General features: G+C 64.3%; 14 protein-coding genes and 1 tRNA gene. 5 read left to right on the top strand and 10 right to left on the bottom strand.

All coding sequences use genetic code 11. The annotated features are described in order from the left end of the window. Positions 1-146: 146 nt before the first annotated feature. The 4 genes from NDO48_RS22975 to NDO48_RS22960 form a co-directional block, all read right to left on the bottom strand. Positions 147-446: a hypothetical protein gene (locus tag NDO48_RS22975; RefSeq protein WP_018426592.1), complete on the bottom strand. Its 300-nt coding sequence runs from the start codon at positions 444-446 to the stop codon at positions 147-149. Between the two features lie 18 nt (positions 447-464). Next, the gene (locus NDO48_RS22970; protein ID WP_018426593.1) at positions 465-758 is read right to left on the bottom strand and encodes an I78 family peptidase inhibitor; all 294 of its coding nucleotides are present in this window, start codon (positions 756-758) and stop codon (positions 465-467) included. A gap of 127 nt (positions 759-885) precedes the next feature. Continuing rightward, positions 886-962, bottom strand: a tRNA-His gene (locus NDO48_RS22965). 258 nt (positions 963-1,220) lie between these two features. Then, positions 1,221-1,679: a phasin gene (locus tag NDO48_RS22960; RefSeq protein ID WP_018426594.1), complete on the bottom strand. Its 459-nt coding sequence runs from the start codon at positions 1,677-1,679 to the stop codon at positions 1,221-1,223. Positions 1,680-1,919: 240 nt separating this feature from the next. Between NDO48_RS22960 and NDO48_RS22955 the strand changes: the two genes are divergently transcribed. The 3 genes from NDO48_RS22955 (at position 1,920) to NDO48_RS22945 (ending at position 8,658) form a co-directional block, all read left to right on the top strand. Beyond that, a complete protein-coding gene (locus tag NDO48_RS22955; protein WP_018426596.1) occupies positions 1,920-5,531 on the top strand; it encodes a PAS domain S-box protein in 3,612 nt (1,203 codons plus the stop codon). A gap of 239 nt (positions 5,532-5,770) precedes the next feature. Then, on the top strand, positions 5,771-6,811 hold the full coding sequence (locus NDO48_RS22950) for a Fe(3+) ABC transporter substrate-binding protein (protein WP_267322415.1): 1,041 nt from the start codon (positions 5,771-5,773) through the stop codon (positions 6,809-6,811). Between the two features lie 170 nt (positions 6,812-6,981). Beyond that, complete coding sequence (locus NDO48_RS22945; RefSeq protein WP_026226915.1) at positions 6,982-8,658, top strand: ABC transporter permease; 1,677 nt, start codon at positions 6,982-6,984, stop codon at positions 8,656-8,658. 250 nt (positions 8,659-8,908) lie between these two features. Here NDO48_RS22945 and NDO48_RS22940 read toward each other — a convergent pair whose 3' ends face one another. Continuing rightward, positions 8,909-10,867: an acetoacetate--CoA ligase gene (locus NDO48_RS22940; protein ID WP_267322414.1), complete on the bottom strand. Its 1,959-nt coding sequence runs from the start codon at positions 10,865-10,867 to the stop codon at positions 8,909-8,911. A gap of 183 nt (positions 10,868-11,050) precedes the next feature. Between NDO48_RS22940 and NDO48_RS22935 the strand changes: the two genes are divergently transcribed. Further along, entirely contained in the window at positions 11,051-12,946 is a 1,896-nt protein-coding gene (locus NDO48_RS22935; protein WP_018426600.1) for an AsmA-like C-terminal region-containing protein, read from the top strand. A gap of 81 nt (positions 12,947-13,027) precedes the next feature. Here NDO48_RS22935 and xseA read toward each other — a convergent pair whose 3' ends face one another. Both xseA and NDO48_RS22925 read right to left on the bottom strand, forming a co-directional pair. Then, positions 13,028-14,593 (bottom strand): exodeoxyribonuclease VII large subunit, encoded by a 1,566-nt coding sequence (xseA, locus tag NDO48_RS22930; protein WP_267322413.1) that lies wholly within the window; start codon positions 14,591-14,593, stop codon positions 13,028-13,030. A gap of 56 nt (positions 14,594-14,649) precedes the next feature. Further along, entirely contained in the window at positions 14,650-15,606 is a 957-nt protein-coding gene (locus tag NDO48_RS22925) for a LysR substrate-binding domain-containing protein (protein ID WP_026226917.1), read from the bottom strand. A gap of 173 nt (positions 15,607-15,779) precedes the next feature. Between NDO48_RS22925 and NDO48_RS22920 the strand changes: the two genes are divergently transcribed. Continuing rightward, entirely contained in the window at positions 15,780-16,070 is a 291-nt protein-coding gene (locus NDO48_RS22920; RefSeq protein ID WP_026226918.1) for a DUF1127 domain-containing protein, read from the top strand. Between the two features lie 255 nt (positions 16,071-16,325). On the opposite strand, the gene NDO48_RS22915 is transcribed toward NDO48_RS22920, so the two are convergent. From NDO48_RS22915 to NDO48_RS22905, 3 genes are all read right to left on the bottom strand, one after another. After that, on the bottom strand, positions 16,326-17,231 hold the full coding sequence (locus tag NDO48_RS22915; RefSeq protein WP_018426604.1) for a DUF937 domain-containing protein: 906 nt from the start codon (positions 17,229-17,231) through the stop codon (positions 16,326-16,328). 79 nt (positions 17,232-17,310) lie between these two features. Beyond that, on the bottom strand, positions 17,311-18,684 hold the full coding sequence (locus NDO48_RS22910; RefSeq protein ID WP_018426605.1) for a glutamate--cysteine ligase: 1,374 nt from the start codon (positions 18,682-18,684) through the stop codon (positions 17,311-17,313). 142 nt (positions 18,685-18,826) lie between these two features. Further along, positions 18,827-19,408: a TetR/AcrR family transcriptional regulator gene (locus tag NDO48_RS22905; RefSeq protein WP_018426606.1), complete on the bottom strand. Its 582-nt coding sequence runs from the start codon at positions 19,406-19,408 to the stop codon at positions 18,827-18,829. Positions 19,409-19,463: the final 55 nt, after the last annotated feature.

Genomic DNA, 19,463 nt, shown 5'->3' with positions numbered 1-19,463 from the left:
CCCGGTGACATACGTCGCGCCCGGCCGGTAAGGGTGCACGCCTGTTGGGTGACGATGCGGCCCCTGGGGACGACACGCGGCGCGCTGCGGCCGACCCGCGCCGCTTGTCGTATGAGGGGAGTGGAAAGCTCCAGCTCTCGGCGGGATCAGCCGCCGTCCAGCTGTTGCAGATGAGATTCTATCGCCCTGATCGTCGCATCGGCGGCTGCACGGGAGGCAGTCGTCAGGCCCATATGCTCCTCGGCAAGGGACACAAGAAAGTCGGTGGCCTGTTCTGCCGACCAGCCGTTTCGGAGGCCTGACGCAGCTTCGAGCAGATAGCTGTCATATTCGTCGGCGAACGGTTCATTGGCCCAGCTTGCGCCGGGCCCGAGCAAGCCGATGGGATCCCAGTTCGACCAGCCGATGGCGCGGAGCCTGGACAACTGCAAGGGCGGCTTGCTCATGGATCTGGCCGGCCAGTATCAGCCGCAGAATGCGCGCACGATCTTACCGGTCGCCGGATCGGTCTCGATCGTCACGCGCTCCTGGCGGAAATCCATGGTGGCCGGATCGCCGGGCTTGTGCTGGCGAACGATGGTCGCGCCCGTCAACTGCATGGCCTGATCGTCGGTGATCCGATCCTTACCAGCAAGCGCTTCTGCTGCCATCTTGTCGCAGACGCCGGGCTTCGGTGCGCTGGCAGTCGATTCCTTCTGGCAGCCGGCGAGGGCAAGCATCGCCACGGCGAGGCCGGTTGCAAGGCGCAGATCGATCATGGGCGGGTCCTTTCGATTCGTCGAGGACACGACTAGCCAATGCAAATGAGGCGCGACAACGACAGCCTTCGCGACGCCTGCTGTTGCAGCCACGCTATCGAACAATGATCATCTTGGGAAAGGGGGGTGGTACGGTTGGGTGGGCTCGAACCACCGACCTCCGGATCCACAATCCGGCGCTCTAACCAACTGAGCTACAACCGCGTACCTTGCGTTGATGTCGCGTCCATACGGACAATTCCGTCCCATTTCAAGAGCTTTGCGCATATTCCACTGCGGCGATTTATGCCGCAGCCGCGAAGTCCTTGATCTCAGGGCATTTCAGCCCTGGGGAAAAGAAAAAGGCCGGCGGGAGGAGGTGCCGGCCTTTTCCTTATGTGACCAGCGGGAGGAGGTGCTGGCCGCGTCGCCCGGCAGGAAGAGGGAGGAGGTTCCACCCGCCGGGTATTCGGTCTGGCTGCCTTAGGCGGCCTTGAGGTCCTTGAGCGCCTTTTCGAAGGCGGTCTTGACCGGCTTGGAAACGTCTTCGGCCGCCTTGGAGGCAACGGTCTGGAAGTCCTTGGCCTGCTCGACGGTCAGCTCTACGCGCTTGCGCAGGTAAGCGGTCTGCAGTTCGACGATTTCCGACAGCGACTTGGCGCCGGCGAGCGCTTCGAGATGGGCAAAGCCGGTCTCGGCGTTGGTGCGCAGGGCCGCAATGGCCTTGAGCGACAGTTCGGCGCTCACATTGCGAGCGGTCTCGTAGCTGGTCTCGATCGACTTCTGGGCCTCCTCGGCGCCGGTCTTGAGCTTGGCATAAGCTTCCTTAGACTGCTCGACACCCTTCTCGGCGAAGGCGCGGAACTGGTCGGTGGCTTTGGAAACGTCGAAGCTCGGCATTTCAACGGTATCTGCGAACTCTGCGGTCTTGGTCTTGGACATTGTCTCACCCTATGGGCTGGGCGGACCTGCTGCCCGCCTCGTTTATTCGCCTCCTCCATATAGTACGGCTTATTGTGCATTGCAATATCCATGTTGCAGTGCAGCAAAGTCAGGGTGCCGGGGTTAACCACGTGGCGAGAATAATGCCGCTAGGCTGCACCTGTTTGCTAGACCTTGGCGATGACGGCTTTTATTAACAAAGCGTTAATTGCGAGAATGCGTGCCTTGCGGGTTATGTGAATGCCGTCAGCAGCCTATTCCTTCATCGACGTCGCGGTGGTCGACGGTGTCAGGCAGCGTTTCGCTGCGGGCGACGCCATTGCCGTGCTGTCGACAGACCTGGAAGAGGTGCTTTGGGCAAATGGCCCGGGCGCTGCCGTGCTCGGCTATGACGACGTCGATGCCGTGACCGGGGCGCCGTCGCGGCTCGGCCTGCCGGCCCGTCGCCAGATCGCAGCGACGTCGGGCTTTCCTGAAATCGGTCGTGACCGCGCCATCATGGTGCGTGTCGCCGCCGGCATGACCAGCAACGCCGTTGCGTTCATGGCGAGTTCGATTCGGCTGCCCGACGGCGAGCGGGCGATCATGCTTGCCGTGCCGGCGAGCCCGGCCGCCTCGCGCGACCGGCGCGCGACCGCGGCAAATGCCATCGGCGGCTTTGCCGAGCCGGGGCATTTCCTGGCCTTCGTCGATGCCCGCGGCGAGATAGAGGCGGCGACGCCGGGCCTCGGCAATCTGGGCATTGCGACATCGACATTGGCCGCAATGGTCGCGGCGGTGCGCCACGAGCGCGACCGCATGATCAAGCGGGCCATCCCGGCTGCCGGCGGCTATCTGCCCGCCGGCCTCGCGCGCCTCACCGACGACAGGCATCTGCTGGTCGTGGTGGACGAGCGCATCGAGCTGGAGGAGATTGCACCCGCCGAGCAAGCCGCAGTCGAGCCGGTCACCGCCGAGCCGGCCAAAGTCGAAGAGGTATCGGTCGAGCCTGTCGCTGCGCCGAGGCGACCGGTCGAAGACGCGTCAGTGGCAGCAGATAAGCGCCAGGACCAGGCCACACACGACCATTGGTATTTCAGTCCCGAGGAGCGTGAGAGCCGCGCGGGCGTCGCCATCGGCGAATTGACCACTTCGGCCCGGACGCCTGAGGTCATCGAGCCGGGCTCGATTGCCGAGCTGGTCGATCATGCGATCGAGACTTTTGAAGAGAACATCGTTGAGACGGCTGTAGACCCCCTGCCGGAGCCCGAGGCGCCTGCGGTGGCCCAACCTGCCGCAGCTCCGCGTGCCGAACCGCAGATCGAGCGGTCCGCAGCACCGGTACGCTTTGTCTGGCGTACCGATGCCGAAGGCCGCTTCAGCGCCATCTCGCCCGAATTCGCCGCCGTCGTTGGCGAGCATGCCGCCGACATCGTCGGCCGCCGTTTCCAGGACGTCTCGACCACCTTCGAGCTCGACCCCTCGGGCGAGATCGCTGGTCTGCTGCAGCGTCGTGACACCTGGTCGGGCCGCTCGGTGCTGTGGCCCGTGGCCGGCACCGACCGGCGTATCCCGGTCGATCTCGCGGCACTGCCTGTCTACGGCCGCGACCGCAATTTCGAAGGGTTCCGCGGTTTTGGCGTTGCCCGTCCGGGCGAGGCCGTGGTCGACCACGAGCGCATCGGCCTGGCGCTGGTTCCCAATGGCAAGCACTCGGACGATCAGTCGACCAAGTCTTCCGAGCCGGTCGAATCGCCGGCAGTCGGTGACGAGCCGATAGCGAGCGAGCAGCTCGCTGCCGCCTCGAAGCCGGCCGAAAGCGGGCCGGTCCTGCCCGATACGTTTGGCGAGGCCGAAGCACCCGCTGCGGAGAAGGCCGCGACGGCTGGCGCCGCCGATCCTTTCTCCGGCGAGGTGCCGGCGCTCGAGGTAGAACCGAACGGCGATCGCCGCCTCTCCGACAAGGTGATCCGCCTGGCCGAGCATCGGCCGGGTGCCGCAGAACCCACCAATGGCAAGGGGCTTTCTTCGGTCGAGCGCAGCGCCTTCCGCGAAATCGGCGAGAAGCTGAAGAAAGCGAGTGAGATCGTCGCCGCAAGGCAGGCGGCCGCCGAGGCTGACAAGCCTGTAATGCAGAAGAATGGCGAGGCCGCTTCGGCCGAGATCGCGGCCTATTCGGAGGCCGCCGCCGCCGAAGAGGCCGAGCATGCGGCTGCCGTGCTGTCTTCAGAGCAGCCAGGGCAGGAGCGTTCCGCCACGAGTGAAGGCGCCCAAGTGGTGGATCTGTCCGCCCGCCGGCCGAGCGAAGCGGAGCCTCTCGAAGATGTGGCGGAGGTGCAGCGCTCGGAGCCGGAAAGGCCGCCGCTGCGTGCCGAAGACGTTATTCCGTCCCTCGCCGGCGGCCGTGACGCACCGGTCGATGCGCCGATCCTCGAGCAGCTGCCGGTTCCGGTGCTGATCCATGCCGGTGACGTGCTCCATTATGCCAATGCTGAGTTCCTGCAGCTGACCGGTTACACCTCCGTGGAGGAACTGGCGGAAGCGGGCGGGCTCGATGCGCTGTTTGCCGAAAGCTATGGCGACCAGGCAGGCGCCGACCACGACATGAGACTTCGCACCCGCGACGGCGACGCGTTCCCGATCGAGGCGGTGTTGCGCTCGGTGCCGTGGCATGACGGCAAGGCGCTTATGCTCGTTGTCAGGCGCATCGGCGACGAGAGTGCCGATGCCGATACTGCGGAGCAGGTGGCCGAACTCGAAGACCGGCTCGCCGAAATGCGCACGATCATCGACACTGCCACCGACGGTGTCGTTCTCATCGATCGCGACGGCGCCATCCGCTCGATCAGCCGGCCGGCAGAGGCGCTCTTCGGTTTCGACAGCGATGAGGTCACCGGCAAGCAGTTTCATTCGCTGTTTGCCATCGAGAGCCAGCGCGCCGCGCGCGATTATCTCGCCGGGCTATCCGAGCATGGCGTGGCAAGCGTGCTCAATGACGGCCGCGAGGTCATCGGCCGCGAGTCGCAGGGCCGCTTCATTCCGCTGTTCATGACCATAGGTCGCCTGCCCAACGACAGCGGTTTCTGCGCTGTCGTCCGCGACATCACTCAGTGGAAGCGTGCCGAGGAGGAGTTGACCCAGGCGCGCGCCCTGGCCGAACGCTCGTCGTCGCAGAAGACCGATTTCCTGGCGCGCATCAGCCACGAGATCCGCACCCCGCTCAACGCCATCATCGGCTTTTCCGAACTGATGGTCGACGAGAAGTTCGGGCCTGTCGCCAACGACCGCTATCGCGACTATCTCCGCGACATCAACCGCTCGGGCAACCATGTGCTCGACCTGGTCAACGACCTGCTCGACATCTCCAAGATCGAAGCGGGCCAGCAGGAGATGGATTACGAGGCGGTGTCGCTCAACGACGCACTGGCCGAAACCGTCGCCATGATGCAGCCGCAGGCCAACCGCGAACGCGTCATCATCCGCTCGAGCTTTGCCTCGCGTCTGCCCGAAATCGTCGCCGACCGCCGCAGCATCCGCCAGATCGCGCTCAACATCCTGTCCAATGCGGTGCGCTATACCCAGGCCGGCGGCCAGGTCATCGTCTCCACCGCCTACGAGACGTCGGGCGACATCGTCATGCGGGTGCGCGACACCGGCATCGGCATGTCACAGGCCGAGATCGAGCAGGCGCTGAAACCGTTCAAGCAGATCAACTCGCTGAAGCGTGGACGCGGTGACGGCACCGGCTTGGGCCTACCCCTGACCAAGGCGATGGTCGAGGCCAATCGCGCCCGATTCTCCATTGCCTCGACGCCGGGCGAGGGCACCCTGGTGGAGGTGACTTTCCCCTCGACGCGAGTGCTCGCCGAGTAGGCAGGGTGCGACATATTGTACACTTTGCCGTGAACTCAACGGCAAATGTTGTGGAATATCTAACAACCTCTTGAATCTAGTGCCAAAGAATCCAGTTTAGAATGATTCCAAACTATTGAAATTGTTGGTCTTTATTCTTGACCGGAACGGTCAGATTGCCGATAGGGGAACGAGCTTCGAGATCGAGGCTTTGACGAAAATTCCTCAGGGTTTTTGACCCCTTAGGCAAGGAGAACAAGATGAAGTTTGGAAGCGCCCGGTCGTTGACCGTGGGTCTCGCGATCGCCACCCTGTCCGCCGGCTCGGCTCTCGCCGATGGCGTCGTCAACATCTACACCTATCGTCAGCCCGATCTGATCAAGCCCGTGCTCGATGCCTTCACGGCCGAGACCGGCATCAAGACCGAAGTGCTGTTCCTCGACAAGGGTCTTGAGGAGCGCATTCTCGCCGAGGGCGCCAACTCGCCCGCCGACGTCATCATGACCGTCGACATCGCCCGCCTGACCTCCGCCAAGGAGAAGGGCGTCACCCAGCCGCTGGTCGACGAGGAAGTCAACAAGCTGCTGCCGGCCGAATATCGCGATCCCGAAGGCAACTGGTTCGGCGTCACCAAGCGCGCCCGCGTGATCTACGCCTCCAAGGAGCGCGTCAAGGACACGGCCATCACCTATGCCGACCTCGCCGATCCCAAGTGGAAGGGCAAGATCTGCATGCGCTCGGGCCAGCACGACTACAACCTCGCCCTGTTCTCGGCCGCGATTGCCCATTGGGGCCCGGAAAAGACCGAAGAGTGGATGAAGGGTCTCAAGGCCAACCTCGCCAAGAAGCCTGATGGCGGCGACCGTCCGCAGGCTGGCGCGATTGCTGCCGGCGAGTGCGATATCGCCATCGGCAACACCTACTATGTCGGCCTGATGCGCAACAACGAGAAGGACCCGAAGGAAAAGGAATGGGGCAACGCCATCAACGTGCTCTTCCCGACCTTCGAGAACGGCCTGACCCACGTCAACATCTCGGGTGCCGCCCTCGCCAAGAACGCGCCGAACCGCGACAACGCCGTCAAGCTGATCCGCTTCCTGGCCAGCCACAAGGCCCAGCAGGTCTACGCCGAGAAGAACTACGAATATCCGGTCGAGCCGGGCCTGGAGCCGTCTGAGACGGTCAAGGCATTTGGCGAGCTCAAGGCCGACACGCTGCCGCTGGTGGACATCGCCAAGGGCCGTAAGGCTGCCTCCGAGATGGTCGACCGCGTCGGTCTCGACGACGGCCCGGCCAGCTGATAGTCAGCGGTTGAAATTCTGAGGAAGAGCCGGACCGGGCAATCGGTCCGGCTTTTCCGCATTGACGCATCGGCCCGAAATCCTGCGCGATCTGCGCTGTGCCGATGTCCCGGAAAGGAAATGGCTTGCCGACCAACGGCGGAGCAGGTGCAGGGTTCGAGGGCGCGGCCATGGCCGTGAGCGCCCGGCCTTTGCCTGTCAGGCGCCATCGGCATCCTCTGATCGGCACGCTGGCGCTGGCCATCGGCATCGTGGTCGTCCTGCCGGTTCTGTCGCTTGTTTTCGTTGCGCTTTCGGGCACCGGCGAGGACTGGCCGCATCTGTTCCAAAATGTCCTGCCCGGTGCCACCAGGACCACGCTGGCGCTGCTGGCCATGGTCGCAGCCCTTACCTCGATTGCCGGCGTTGCCTGCGCCTGGGCTGTTGTCGCCTATGATTTCCCGTTCCGGCGCATCCTGTCCTGGGCGCTGGTGCTGCCGCTGGCCGTGCCGCCCTATCTGGCGGCCTATGCTTTCGGCGAGTTCTTCCATTACCAGGGGCCGGTGCAGAGCCTGGTCCGGGCCGTTTTCGGCTTCCAGACCATACGCGACTACTGGTTCCCAGACATACGTTCCACTTGGGGCACGGCCTTCGTGCTCGCCTCAGTGCTCTATCCATATGTCTATCTCACCACCCGCATCGTCTTCCTCATGCAGGGGCGCAACATCGCCGATGTCGCGCGCACCCTCGGCGCTTCGCCGGCGCGGGTGTTCTGGCGGGTGCTGTTGCCTGTCGCCCGGCCGGCCATCGTCGCCGGCGTGGCCCTGGTGCTGATGGAGAGCATCAACGACATCGGCGCGGCGGAGTATTTCGGTGTCCGTACGCTCACCGTCGCCGTCTACACCACTTGGCTCAACCGCGGCAGCCTGGAGGGCGGCGCCCAGATCGCCATCCTGATGCTGGTCCTGGTCGTCCTGCTGCTGGTCGCCGAGCAGTGGGCGCGGCGTCGCCAGCGCTTCCATGCCGGCCGGGGCACGCATCTCAAGGTCCATCCGCCGCGCGTGGCGCTGAAGGGCTGGACGCGTTTTGCCATGCCGGTGGCCGTGGCGCTGCCTATTCTCAGCGGCTTCGGCGTGCCGATCACCATCTTCGGCCAGTACGCGTCGCGCAGGCTTGAGCAGTTTGCCTCGCCTGACGTCGCGCGTGCATTCTTCAACAGCCTGATGACGGCCTCGATCACGGCCATCATCACCGTCGGTATCGCGCTGTTCCTGCTCAACGCCCAGCGGTTGTCCAAGACACGCAGCATGGCGGCGATGGTGCGGCTGGCCTCGGTCGGCTACGCTCTGCCGGGCGGCATTCTGGGCCTCGGCCTGCTGTTTGTGCTCGCTCGCTTCGACAATTCGGTCGACGCCTTTGCCCGTGCCTATCTCGGCGTCTCCACCGGTCTGCTGCTCACGGGCTCCGCCGCAGCCGTCATCCTCGCCTGCACCATACGTTTCGTTGCGCTCGCCGAAGGGGCGATCCGCTCGGGCATGGAGAAGCTTCCCGGCAGTCTCGACGAGGCCGCCCGAAGCCTTGGCAAGACGCCGGCCCAGAGTGCTGCCAGCGTGCTGCTGCCGCTGCTCAAGCCGGCGATCCTCACCGCATCGGTGCTTGTCTTCGTCGACACGGTGAAGGAGCTTTCGGCCACTATCCTGCTGCGCCCGTTCGGCTTCAGCACGCTTGCCACCTATGTCTATGAAAACGCCTCGCGTGGCGTTCCGGAGGAGGGGGCGGTCGCAGCCATCGTCATCATCATCACGGCCATGGTGCCCGTGATCCTGCTGTCCGGTGCGCTGGTGCGCGACGCTGAAGCATCCCTCTGAATCCAGTCATATCCGCAAAGAAAAGGCGCCTGGAGGCGCCTTTAAAGGAGATGCTGTTTCGACGGGGACTTGAGCAAATGGAGCCAACCTCGAATTCGAGGAAAGGGATTTCTCCCTCAAGTTAGGCACGACTATCAGGCCTGAAACTTAACAGCTCCTTACCTGGCTGCCTCGAAGTTTACGAAAGTGTACCACTCCTGAAGTCTAGGTAAATTTGTCGGTCACCCTTTGTTAAGCATGCGCACCCCGCTCAGTTCCTGAGCTGTTCGATATCCCTGTAGAGGTCGAGGGCTTCGGGGTTGGCCAGCGCCTCCTTGTTCTTGACCGGACGGCCATGGACGATGTCGCGCACCGCAAGCTCGGTGATCTTGCCCGACTTGGTGCGCGGGATGTCCGTGACCACGACGATCTTAGCCGGCACGTGGCGTGGGCTGGCGCCGGTGCGGATCTTTGTCCGGATACGCTTTTCGAGATCCTCGTCGAGGGAAAGGCCAGCCGCGAGGCGGACGAACAGCACAACGCGCACGTCGCCATCCCAATCCTGGCCGATGCACAGGGCCTCCAGTATTTCCGGCAGTTGCTCGACCTGGTTGTAGATCTCGGCCGTACCGATGCGCACCCCGCCGGGGTTCAGCGTGGCGTCCGAGCGGCCATGGATGATCAGGCCGCCATGGCCGGTCCATTCGGCGAAGTCGCCATGGCACCAGACATTGTCGAACCGATCGAAATAGGCCGCGTGATACTTGGCACCGTTGGCGTCGTTCCAGAAACCGATGGGCATTGCGGTAAAGGCCCTGGTGCAGACGAGCTCGCCTTTTTCCTGGCGCACCGGTTTGCCCTGGTCGTCCCAGACGTCGACGGCCATGCCGAGGCCGGCACCCTGGATCTCGCCGATCCAGACCGGTTCCGTCGGTACGCCCAGAACGAAGCACGAGACGATGTCGGTGCCGCCGGAGATCGAGGCGAGGTGGACATCCTTCTTGATGCTGTCATAGACGAACTGGAAATCCTCGGGCGACAGCGGCGAGCCTGTCGACGACAGGGTGCGCACGGTGGACAGGTCGTGGCTGTCGATGGGTCTCAGGCCCGCTTTGCGGACGGAGTCGATGAATTTCGCCGAGGTGCCGAAATAGGTCATCTTCTCGGCGCCGGCGAAATCGAACAGCACATTGCCGTTGGGATGGAACGGCGAGCCGTCATAGAGCAGCAGCGTTGCCTCGGCGGCGAGCCCCGAGACAAGCCAGTTCCACATCATCCAGCCACAGGTGGTGAAATAGAAGAAGCGGTCGCCGGGCACGAGGCCGGCATGCAGGCGCAGCTCCTTGAGATGCTGCAGCAATGTGCCGCCGGCCGAATGCACGATGCATTTGGGGATGCCGGTCGTACCGGACGAAAACAGGATGTAGAGCGGATGGTCGAAGGGCAGGGGCTCGAACGTCACCGCCTTTGCCGAAAATGGCGCGAGCGCATCCTCCAGCGCCTCGGCCTTGGCGATGCCGGAGGCGACGTCCTCTGCCGTTCCGAGATAGTCGACGACCAGAACCTTCGTCGCACTGGCCAGCTTCTCGGCCACGGCGGCTATCTTTGCACCGACCTCTATGTGTTTGCCGGCATACCAGTAGCCGTCGGGGGCAATGAACACCTTCGGCTCGATCTGGCCGAAGCGGTCGAGCACGCCCTGTTCGCCGAAATCGGGCGAGCATGACGACCACACCGCGCCGATCGAGGCGGTCGCCAGCATGGCGGCCACAGTCTCCGGCATGTTCGGCATCATCGCAGCGATACGGTCGCCCTTCTTGATGCCTAGCGACACGAACAGCTGCTGCAGCCGCGACACCAGCGCCGAAAGCTCGTCCCAGCTCAGGCGCCGTTCGATCTTGTCCTCGCCGCGGAAGACGATGGCCTCGCCGTGGCCCGTGCCGCGCAGCAGGTTCTGGGCGAAGTTGAGCCTTGCATCGGGAAAGAATTTCGCGCCCGGCATCCTGTCGCCGTCGGCCAGCACGCGGCCGCCTTTTTCGCCGATGACACCGCAGAAGTCCCAGACCAGATCCCAGAAGGCGTCGCGGTCGTCGACCGACCAAGCGTGCAGAGCGGCATATCGGGAGAACTCGCGCCCCGCACGCTTGCCCGCCTCGGCTGCAAACGCCGTCAAGGGTGCGGCTGCAATCCGCTCTGCAGAGGGTGTCCAGAGGGGCACTTCAACAGTCATCGATGTCTCTCCCAAAACCGCATCCGGTTATGCATGTCGCATTGCAGCAGATCAAGGAAATGTCGATTTGCGCCAATGGGCTGTGCGCAAACGTCATGGAGAGGCCACAAAGACTTGAAATGCCGCTGTTCTCGGTTACACCCGGATGCCATCGGAGCGCAGCACGGGCAGCACAAGGGCAACATGCCATCACCACTGTTCAAGCGCGGTATCTGGGCGATCGTCGGCCTCGCCGTCCTGATCGTCTTTACCGTCGCGGCGGTGCCTTTCGTCGCTTCCACCCAGATCGTCAAGGATCGCATTGCCTTTGAGATGAGCGCGTGGAGTGGCTTCCGCGTCTCTTTCGACGGCACGCCGAGCATCGAAATATGGCCCGTCTTCCGCGCAACGCTGAAGAACGTCACCCTCACCGACTGGGACGACGAGCAAGGGTCGCCGATCATCGATGCCGAGCGTGTCGAAATCGAGCTCTCGGCCCTTTCGGCCCTGTCGGGCAATGTCGATTTTTCCGATGCGCATTTCGTCCGCCCCACCTTGCGCATAAAGCGCCGGGCCGACGGTGGTTACGAACTGCCGCAATCGCGCGGCGGCAGGCTCGAGCGCTCGATCGAGCGCACCCAGGAAATGGTCGCTGCAAACCCCTCCGAACCTGACATCAAGGGCCTGCCTTCCGACAAGTTTGGCGCCGTCGAGTTCATCGACGGCCGGGTCGTTGCCGTTTCCGACGAGGGCAGCGACGAGATATTGAGCGACCTGACGGGCAAGGCCAGCTGGCCGGCGCTGAACAAGGCCGGCAGCATGGCCGCGACCGGTGTCTGGCGCGGTGAGCCGGTGGCGCTGGAATTGACCTCCGAGCGCCCGCTCTTGATCTTTGCCGGCGGTAGCGCACCGATCACGGCGTCGATCAAATCGGCGCCGGTCGAGGCCAGCTTCGAAGGCACCGCCCGCCTCACTGGTGACGCACATGTCGAGGGCCATACCAAGATTTCGGCGCCCTCGTTCCGGCGTGTGCTGGAGTGGTCGCAGCCCGGCGTGCTGCCCGGCAGCCCGGTGGGCTCCATCTCGATTGCCTCGAAGGTCACCGGCGATCTGTCGCGGCTCAAGCTCGACAATGCCAAGGTCACGCTCGACAGCAATCCGGGCATGGGCATCCTCGACCTGTCGCTCAACGGCCCGGTACCATCGATCTCCGGCACGCTTGCCTTCGACACGCTCGACCTGATGACGTTCGCCTCGGCCTTCGCGCCGATGGCACCGACGAGCTCTGGCAACAGCGAGATCGACACCAGCTTTGCAGATCACGTCAATCTCGACCTCAGGCTGTCGACCACCAAGGCCACATTCGGCGCGATCTCGCTGGCGGAGGTTGCCGCGACCGCCCAGGTCAAGGGCGGCCTCGCGGCCTTCGACATTTCCGACGCCGAGGCCTTCGGCGGCAATGTCCAGGCCGGCATGCGCTTCGACCGCCAGCCTGGAGGCACTCAGGCCGAAATCCGGCTGCTCGCCTCCGACATCGACGGCGGTGCCTTCGGCGCTGCGGCCGGCTTGGGGCGCATCGTGCCCATCGGCCGCGGCACGGTTTCGGTCATCCTCAAGGGGCCGGGGCTCAGCTGGAACACGCTGTTGCAGAATGCCAACGGCTCGATCTCGGCGACCTTCGGCGTCGGCGCCATACCGGGCCTCGATCTCAAGGCGTTCCTCAAGCGTACCGGCGAGCGCGGCTTCTTCTCGTTGGACGAGGTCTCCGGCGCAACATTGCCGGTCGATGGCGTCGAGCTCAAGGCCACCATCTCCAATGGCGTCGCCAAGATCGACAAGGCCGAGGCGCGCACGCCCGCCAATCGCATCTGGCTCACCGGCATCGTGCCCTATGTCGGGCGCGGGCTGGCGCTTTCGGGGGCTGTTGAGCCCAGGGAAACGGCTGTTACGGCGGGCTCGACGACCACGCCTGCAGCACCCGCCGACGCGCAGCCGCGCACGGCCTTCTTCGTCGGTGGTTCCTGGAGCGCGCCGTTCATTTCGCCGCTGGAGCCGCCGGCGGCCTCCGTCCCGGCGTCGTCGGCACCCAAGGCTGACTAAGAGCGCCCTGCGTCTTGATGGACGCTCCAGTTTGTCGAGCTTGGGCTTGGCGTTTTCCGAAATCGAATCCGATTTTAGAGTCTAGAATAGGCTGCCCTGGCTACCGGGCTCCTTGGCCCGCGGAGCTGGCTTGGCTGCCGGCTTCGCCTTGGCATCGCCGCTGGTCGCCACCGCATTGGCGACACCATCGGCGAACTCGATCGACAGGGCTGCGCCCGTCGCCACGTCGGCCACGCGCTTGAGCACAGCACCTTCGGCATCGCGCACCAGCGCGAAACCGCGCGCCAGCACTGCCTTGTGCGACAGCGTCGCCATCAGCCGCTCGGCCTGCGACAGCTTGGTGCGGGCGCGTTCGAGCCTAAGGCCGACAGCCTGTGCGCCGCGCCGCTCAAGGCCGGTCAGCTGCAGGCGGAACGCTTCCTGGCGGCGTGCCAGCGGTTCGGGCGAAAGCCTGCCCTTCGTGCGGTCGAAACGGATGCGTTTTTCGCGCACCATCGCCCGCAACGCCGCGTCGGCCCGCAGCATGTCGCGGTCGAGATGCCGACGGGTCTCGGTGATGCGCCGCGACAGCGTCGCTGGCGACAGCCGCACGGCCGAAAGCCGGGCACGCTTGCGCTCGGTTGCCACGATCAGCGCGCGCCCGAGCCGGCTGGTCGCCTCATCGAAGCGTCGGCGCGGCAAGGCCAGCAACTGGTCCGGCGTCGGCAGGGCGCGGGCCGCGGCCCGCACCGCTTGGCTCCGCCTGTCGATCATGCGCGACACTGCCCCACGCAGCCGCGCACCGAGATTGGCGAGCGTAGCCTCGAGCTCGGCTTTGACAGGCACCGCAAGCTCGGCCGCGCCTGTCGGCGTCGGCGCGCGCATGTCGGCGGCAAGGTCGATCAGCGTCCAGTCGGTCTCATGGCCCACGGCCGAGATGACGGGGATATGCGAAGCGGCCACCGCGCGGATCAGCGCCTCGTCGTTGAAGCCCCAGAGGTCTTCGAGGCTGCCGCCGCCGCGCGCCACGATCAGAAGGTCAGGCCGCCGGAGGTTACCTTCCTCGGGCAGTTCGTTGAAGCCGTTGATGGCGTTTGCGACTTCGGCGCCCGACGTCTCGCCCTGCACCCGCACAGGCCAAACCAGCACGTGAAGCGGAAAGCGGTCCTTGATGCGGTGGATGATGTCGCGGATGACGGCGCCAGTCGGCGAGGTGACCACGCCGATCATCATCGGCATGAACGGCAACAACTGCTTGCGCCTGTCGTCGAACAGGCCTTCGGCCGCTAGTCGGCGCTTGCGTTCCTCGAGCAGCGCCATCAGCGCTCCGGCGCCGGCGGGCTCGAGATTGTCGATGACGATCTGGTACTTGGACGAGCCGGGATAGGTGGTCAGCTTGCCCGAGGCGATGACCTCCATGCCTTCTTCGGGGCGGAACTTCAGCCGGCTCATGGTGCCCTTCCACACCACGGCTTCGATGCGCGAGCGGTCGTCCTTCAGCGCAAAATAGGCGTGGCCCGACGAGTGCGGGCCGCGGTAGCCCGAAATTTCGCCGCGCACGCGCACATTGCCGAACGTGTCCTCGACGGTGCGCTTCAGCGCGCCGGAGATTTCGCTGACGGTATATTCGGTCGCGTTCGTACGTGATTCGGTGGCAAGTTCGGTCATGGCGCGATTGAGGTCCGCCGGCCCCTGCTCGTCAAGCTTGGAGCGTCAGGACTGGTCTACCATCCCGGCATAATATGGCTGGGCTTGAGCCGGCGTCCGCGATTGGCCATCAACGCCTGGAAATCGAATGTACCGGCTTCCTCCGGGATCGGAACCGAGATGTTGTCCAGGCTCTCGCTAATATGACGGGCAAGGGCGTCGATAATCTCCGGCCGGCTCGAATGGCCGCGCAAGATGCCGATCTTGCAGTCGGGCAGGGCGCCGAAGCCGTCGGCGTCGCCCAGCACCCGCATGCCCGGCCTCAGCGCGCATTCGGGCAGCACCGAAACCGCCAACCCCGAAAGCACGGCGGCGGTGATGACGGTTGCCGACCAGCTGGTGAACAAGACGCGATACTGGCGGCCGCTGGCGTCCAGTATGTCGGTTGCCATCCGCCGCCACTGGCAGGTCGGACGGCCGAAGGCCATCGGCAGGATTTCTTCCTCGTGCACCATGTGGCTGGCCGAGGAGACCCAGAGCAGCGGTTCGTTGCGCACGATCTCGGTTGGCCGCGTGTCCTCGCATTCCGTTACCAGCGCGATGTCGAGATTGCCGCGCCGGATCTGGTCGGCGAGATTTACCGTCGGCTCGCATACCACCGACAGCTCGACACGCGGGTTGGAGCGCGAGAACCTGGCCATGATCTCGGGCAGGAAACGGTCGGCATAATCGTCCGGTACGCCGATGCGGATGGTGCCTTCCAGCGCCCGGTCGTCGAAGGCGGCAAGGGTCTCGCGGTTGAGCTGGAGCAGCCGTCGCGCATAGGAGAGCAGCCGTTCGCCTTCTTCGGTCAGCTTGTTCATGCGTCCATCCTTCGCAAACAGCGCCTTGCCGACGCGTTCCTCAAGCCGGCGCATCTGCATCGACACGGCCGACTGGGTGCGATGGACCTCGTCTGCGGCGCGCGTGAAGCTGCCCGTGTCGACGATGGAGACGAATGTCTGGAGCTGGTCAAGGTCGAGAGGAGCGGCCATTGTCGTTTCCATCATGAACTTTGATGCTAAAGATTAAAAACATTCGTTGGATTAATCAATAGACCGCAGGCACAGTGTGATTGTCCACATAAGGCATGTGAATCGGAATCGGGGCGGCGGAAGGAGCGTCGACCGGGAGGGGACCCGTTTGTCCTGTGATCTGGAGAGAGACAATGACCACGCTCGACCATTGCGCTGAGACGACGCATTCCGCGGCTCGCCCGGTGAATGCGATGCGTATCGTCAACTATGCAGCCGATCTCCTGCGCGCCTGGAAAAATCGGCGCGCATTCTATCGCCTCGGCGACATGACCGACACCGAGCTGGCCGACATCGGCCTCACCCGCGGTGATCTGTATGTGGCAGTTGATCTGCCCTTTGCCAGCGACCCGACCGTCCGGCTTCGCTCGATCCGCCAATCGCGATCCGAGAACGTCGAGGCGATGGCCCGCCGCGTCGCCTGATGCGGTGCATGCCCCGAAAATCGCATAAGATTTCGGACAGGATCATGCACCAACCCGAGGTTTTACAGCGCTTTTTGCGCGTTCAGCCGGATGCGCGGCGCTGTTGAGTTTAGCAGGCTCCCCACTCCCAGCCGGTCCCCGCCGGCCTTGCCTGCACGTTGCCCGGTCCTCCCAAGGGACCGGGCTTTTTTTTATGAGTAAGTAGTGAGTAGCAAATAGGGAGCAGGCCTCCACTACTCACTATTCCCTACTCGCTCACCTGTATTTATCCATCCCCTTGCTGAACTGGTCGAAGATCGACTCGACGCCCTTCTGGTAGTCGTCGCGCTGCTGGCTGCCGGTTTCGAACATCTTGCCGAACAGGTCGTCATAGGGATTGCGCGGCCGGCCGCTCGGATTGGCCTGTGGCTGCGGCTGGCGCGCCTGTGGCTGCGGGTCGGGCTGGGCACTGCCGCCGCCCAGCATCTCCTCGAAGATCTTGCCCAGCGGGTTGTCGCCATAGGGGCTCTGCGCCTGGGGTTGCGACTGGCGCGGTGTCGGCTGCTGCGCCTGGCCGCCGCCGAACATGTCCTTGAGGATTTGGCCGAAGGGATTGTCGAACGGATTGGGCGCCTGGCTCTGTTGCGGTGCCGGCTGCGGCTGCTGTCCGCCGCCCATCATGCCGCCGCCCTGCCTCATCATCTGCTCGATGATATCGCCGAGCGGATTGTTACCGCCCATGCCGCTGGCCGCCTGCATCTGGCCGGTCGACTGCTTGAACAGCCCGCCCATGATCATCGAGGCGACGACCGGCAGCATCTGCTGGAGGATATTCTGGCCGACACCCGTGGCCTGAGCGGCTTGCGCCGCCACCGCCCGCGACAGGTCCTTCGAGCCGAACAGATGACCGAGGATGCCGTTGCCTTCGTCGACGCCTTGAGGCGAGAAGGCGCGGGAGGCGTCATCGAAATATTTGGCGTGCTGGCCGCTCGCCATCGCCTGGAGGAACGAGCCGACGCCATAGGGGTCGGAGGCATTGCGCTTCAGCCCCTGGCTGAAGGCCGGCATCAGCGCCTCGAGCGCGGCCTGCGTCTGCTGTTGGCTCAGCCCGAATTGGCGCGACAGCGCGTCCATGCCGTTGCCGTTCTGGGCATTGGCCAGCATCTCGAACAAGGGCAGCATTTTTTCCTCCTGGGACTATCTCCAGGAGGAAGCTAGTGCGTTTCCGGGGTGGAATGAAGGGGCTTTCGCCGCTTCCGCCTCAGTAGGCGTATTCCAGGAAAACCGGCTCGATCGAACCGCCCCAGCGCGTGTGATAGGCGTTCAGCATTTCTTCCGCGCTGGTGGTGCCGCGTGCAACGACCTCGTCCAGCGTGTTGAGGAACCCCGATTCGTCGAAGCCGTCGCGGTTCTTGTTGCCACGGTTCACCAGGCCCTGCCGCGACAGCGCCAGCACTTCGCGGCCGACCTCGCGCAAGGTGGTGTTGCGGAACGGCGCCGAAATGCCCTGTTCGGGCACCGCGTTGCGCATGGCCAGCACTTCTTCGTAGGTCCAGTCGCGAGTGAGTGCCTCGGCAGCATCGAGCGTCGCGGGATCGTAGAGCAGGCCGACCCAGAAGGCGGGCAGGGCGCAGATGCGGCGCCATGGGCCGCCGTCGGCGCCGCGCATTTCGAGGAAACGCTTGAGCCGCACATCCGGGAACAGCGTCGACAGATGGTTGGCCCAGTCGCCCATGGTCGGCATGCCGTCGGGCACTTCATTGCGCGCGGCGCCCGCCATGAACTGGCGGAAGGTCATGTGCGTCATGTCGTGATAGCGGCCGTCGCGGATGACGAAATACATCGGCACGTCGAGCGCCCACTCGGCGTAGTCGGCAAAGCCGAACTCCGGCGAGAAACAGAAATCGAGCAGGCCCGAACGCTGATTATCGGTGTCGCGCCAGATGTCGCCGCGCCAGCTCTGCATGCCGTTCGGCTTGCCATCGGTGAAGGGCGAGTTGGCAAACAGCGCCGTCGAAAGCGGCTGCAGCTTGAGCGAAACCTGCATCTTGCGGCGCATGTCGGCTTCGCTCTCGAAGTCGAGATTCACCTGGATTGTGCAGGTGCGATACATCATGTCGAGGCCCTTGGTGCCGACCTTGGGCATGTAGGCGGTCATGATGTCGTAGCGCGATTTGGGCATGCGCGGGGTCTCGACCAGCGTCCATTTCGGGCTGCCGCCGAGGCCAAGGAAACGAATACCGAGCGGCTCGGCGATCTCGCGCAGCTGCGCCAGATGGGCGTTGCCCTCGCGACAGGTCTGGTGGATCGTCTCGACCGGCGCGCCGGACAGCTCGAACTGGCCGCCGGGTTCCAGCGAAATGGCGCCCTGGCCGGTCGGCTCTACCAGGCCGATAATGCGGCCGGCATCGATGATCGGATCCCAGCCAAGTGTCTTCTGCATGCCTTCGAGCAGCGTGCGGATGCCGCGGTCGGTGCCATAGGGCACAGGCGCATTGCCGTCGACATAGAAGGGGAATTTCTCGTGTTCGGTGCCGATCCGCCATTTGTCGCGCGGCTTGTTGCCGGCAGCCAGGTAGCCGACGAGTTCATCCATGCCCTCGATGGGCTGGAAATCGGTGGTGTCGCGCGCCATAAAGTTTCTCCTGGGGCGGAAGAACGGTGGCGCTTGATGGACGATCCAGCGCTCGCCGATCAAGCGAAAAATCCTGAGCCTTCGTCAATAGATATTGAATGATTTCGCTACGCCCGGGACGGCTGGCAAGTCCTTGTCTTGACTATCGCACGGGAAGGGCAGTCCGAACCAGCGTTGCGGCCGCGTCCCCGGCCGTTTCCATGTAGCTCGCATCGCGGTTGAGCAGCACCACCGCAAAAGCGCCGTCAAGCAACAGGACGACCTGGCGGGCAAGGGCCTCGGCGCCTGTAGCCCCGACTTCGGTGAGTTCCTGCCGCAGCCAGGCCTCGACGCGTTGCTTGTGGGCGATGCCGGTCCTGATCGCGGGGTGTCCGGGCATGTCGGCCAGTTCGGCCGCCGTGCGCAGATAGCCGCAGCCTTTCCACTTGGGGTGCCGCGCCGATGTGGCGAGGTTCTGGAAGATCGCCCGCACCTTCTGCTCCATTCCGCCCTCGGCCTCTGCAAACCAGCGCTGGAACAGGGCGAGATTGGGTTGGTCGCGGCCGTCGAGATAGGCTGCGATCAGTTCGTCCTTGCTGGTGAAGTGGTAATAGAGCGTGCGCTTGGTCAGCCCCGCCTTCTCGGCCACGGCGTCGACGCTGACGGCGCGGATGCCCTCGCTGTAGAAAAGCTTCGAGGCGGCATCGACGATGCGCTCGCGCGTCGGTTTCTCGGACGTTCTCATGCCAGAAGTATACCGACTAGTGAGTGTAATCCAAAGGCGGATTTCGCTAGCCCTT

This window comes from Aminobacter sp. MET-1, assembly GCF_026521175.1.
Lineage (GTDB): Bacteria > Pseudomonadota > Alphaproteobacteria > Rhizobiales > Rhizobiaceae > Aminobacter.
The sequence above is the reverse complement of the archived record's forward strand: the minus strand, read 5'-3'. Positions and strand labels throughout refer to the sequence as shown.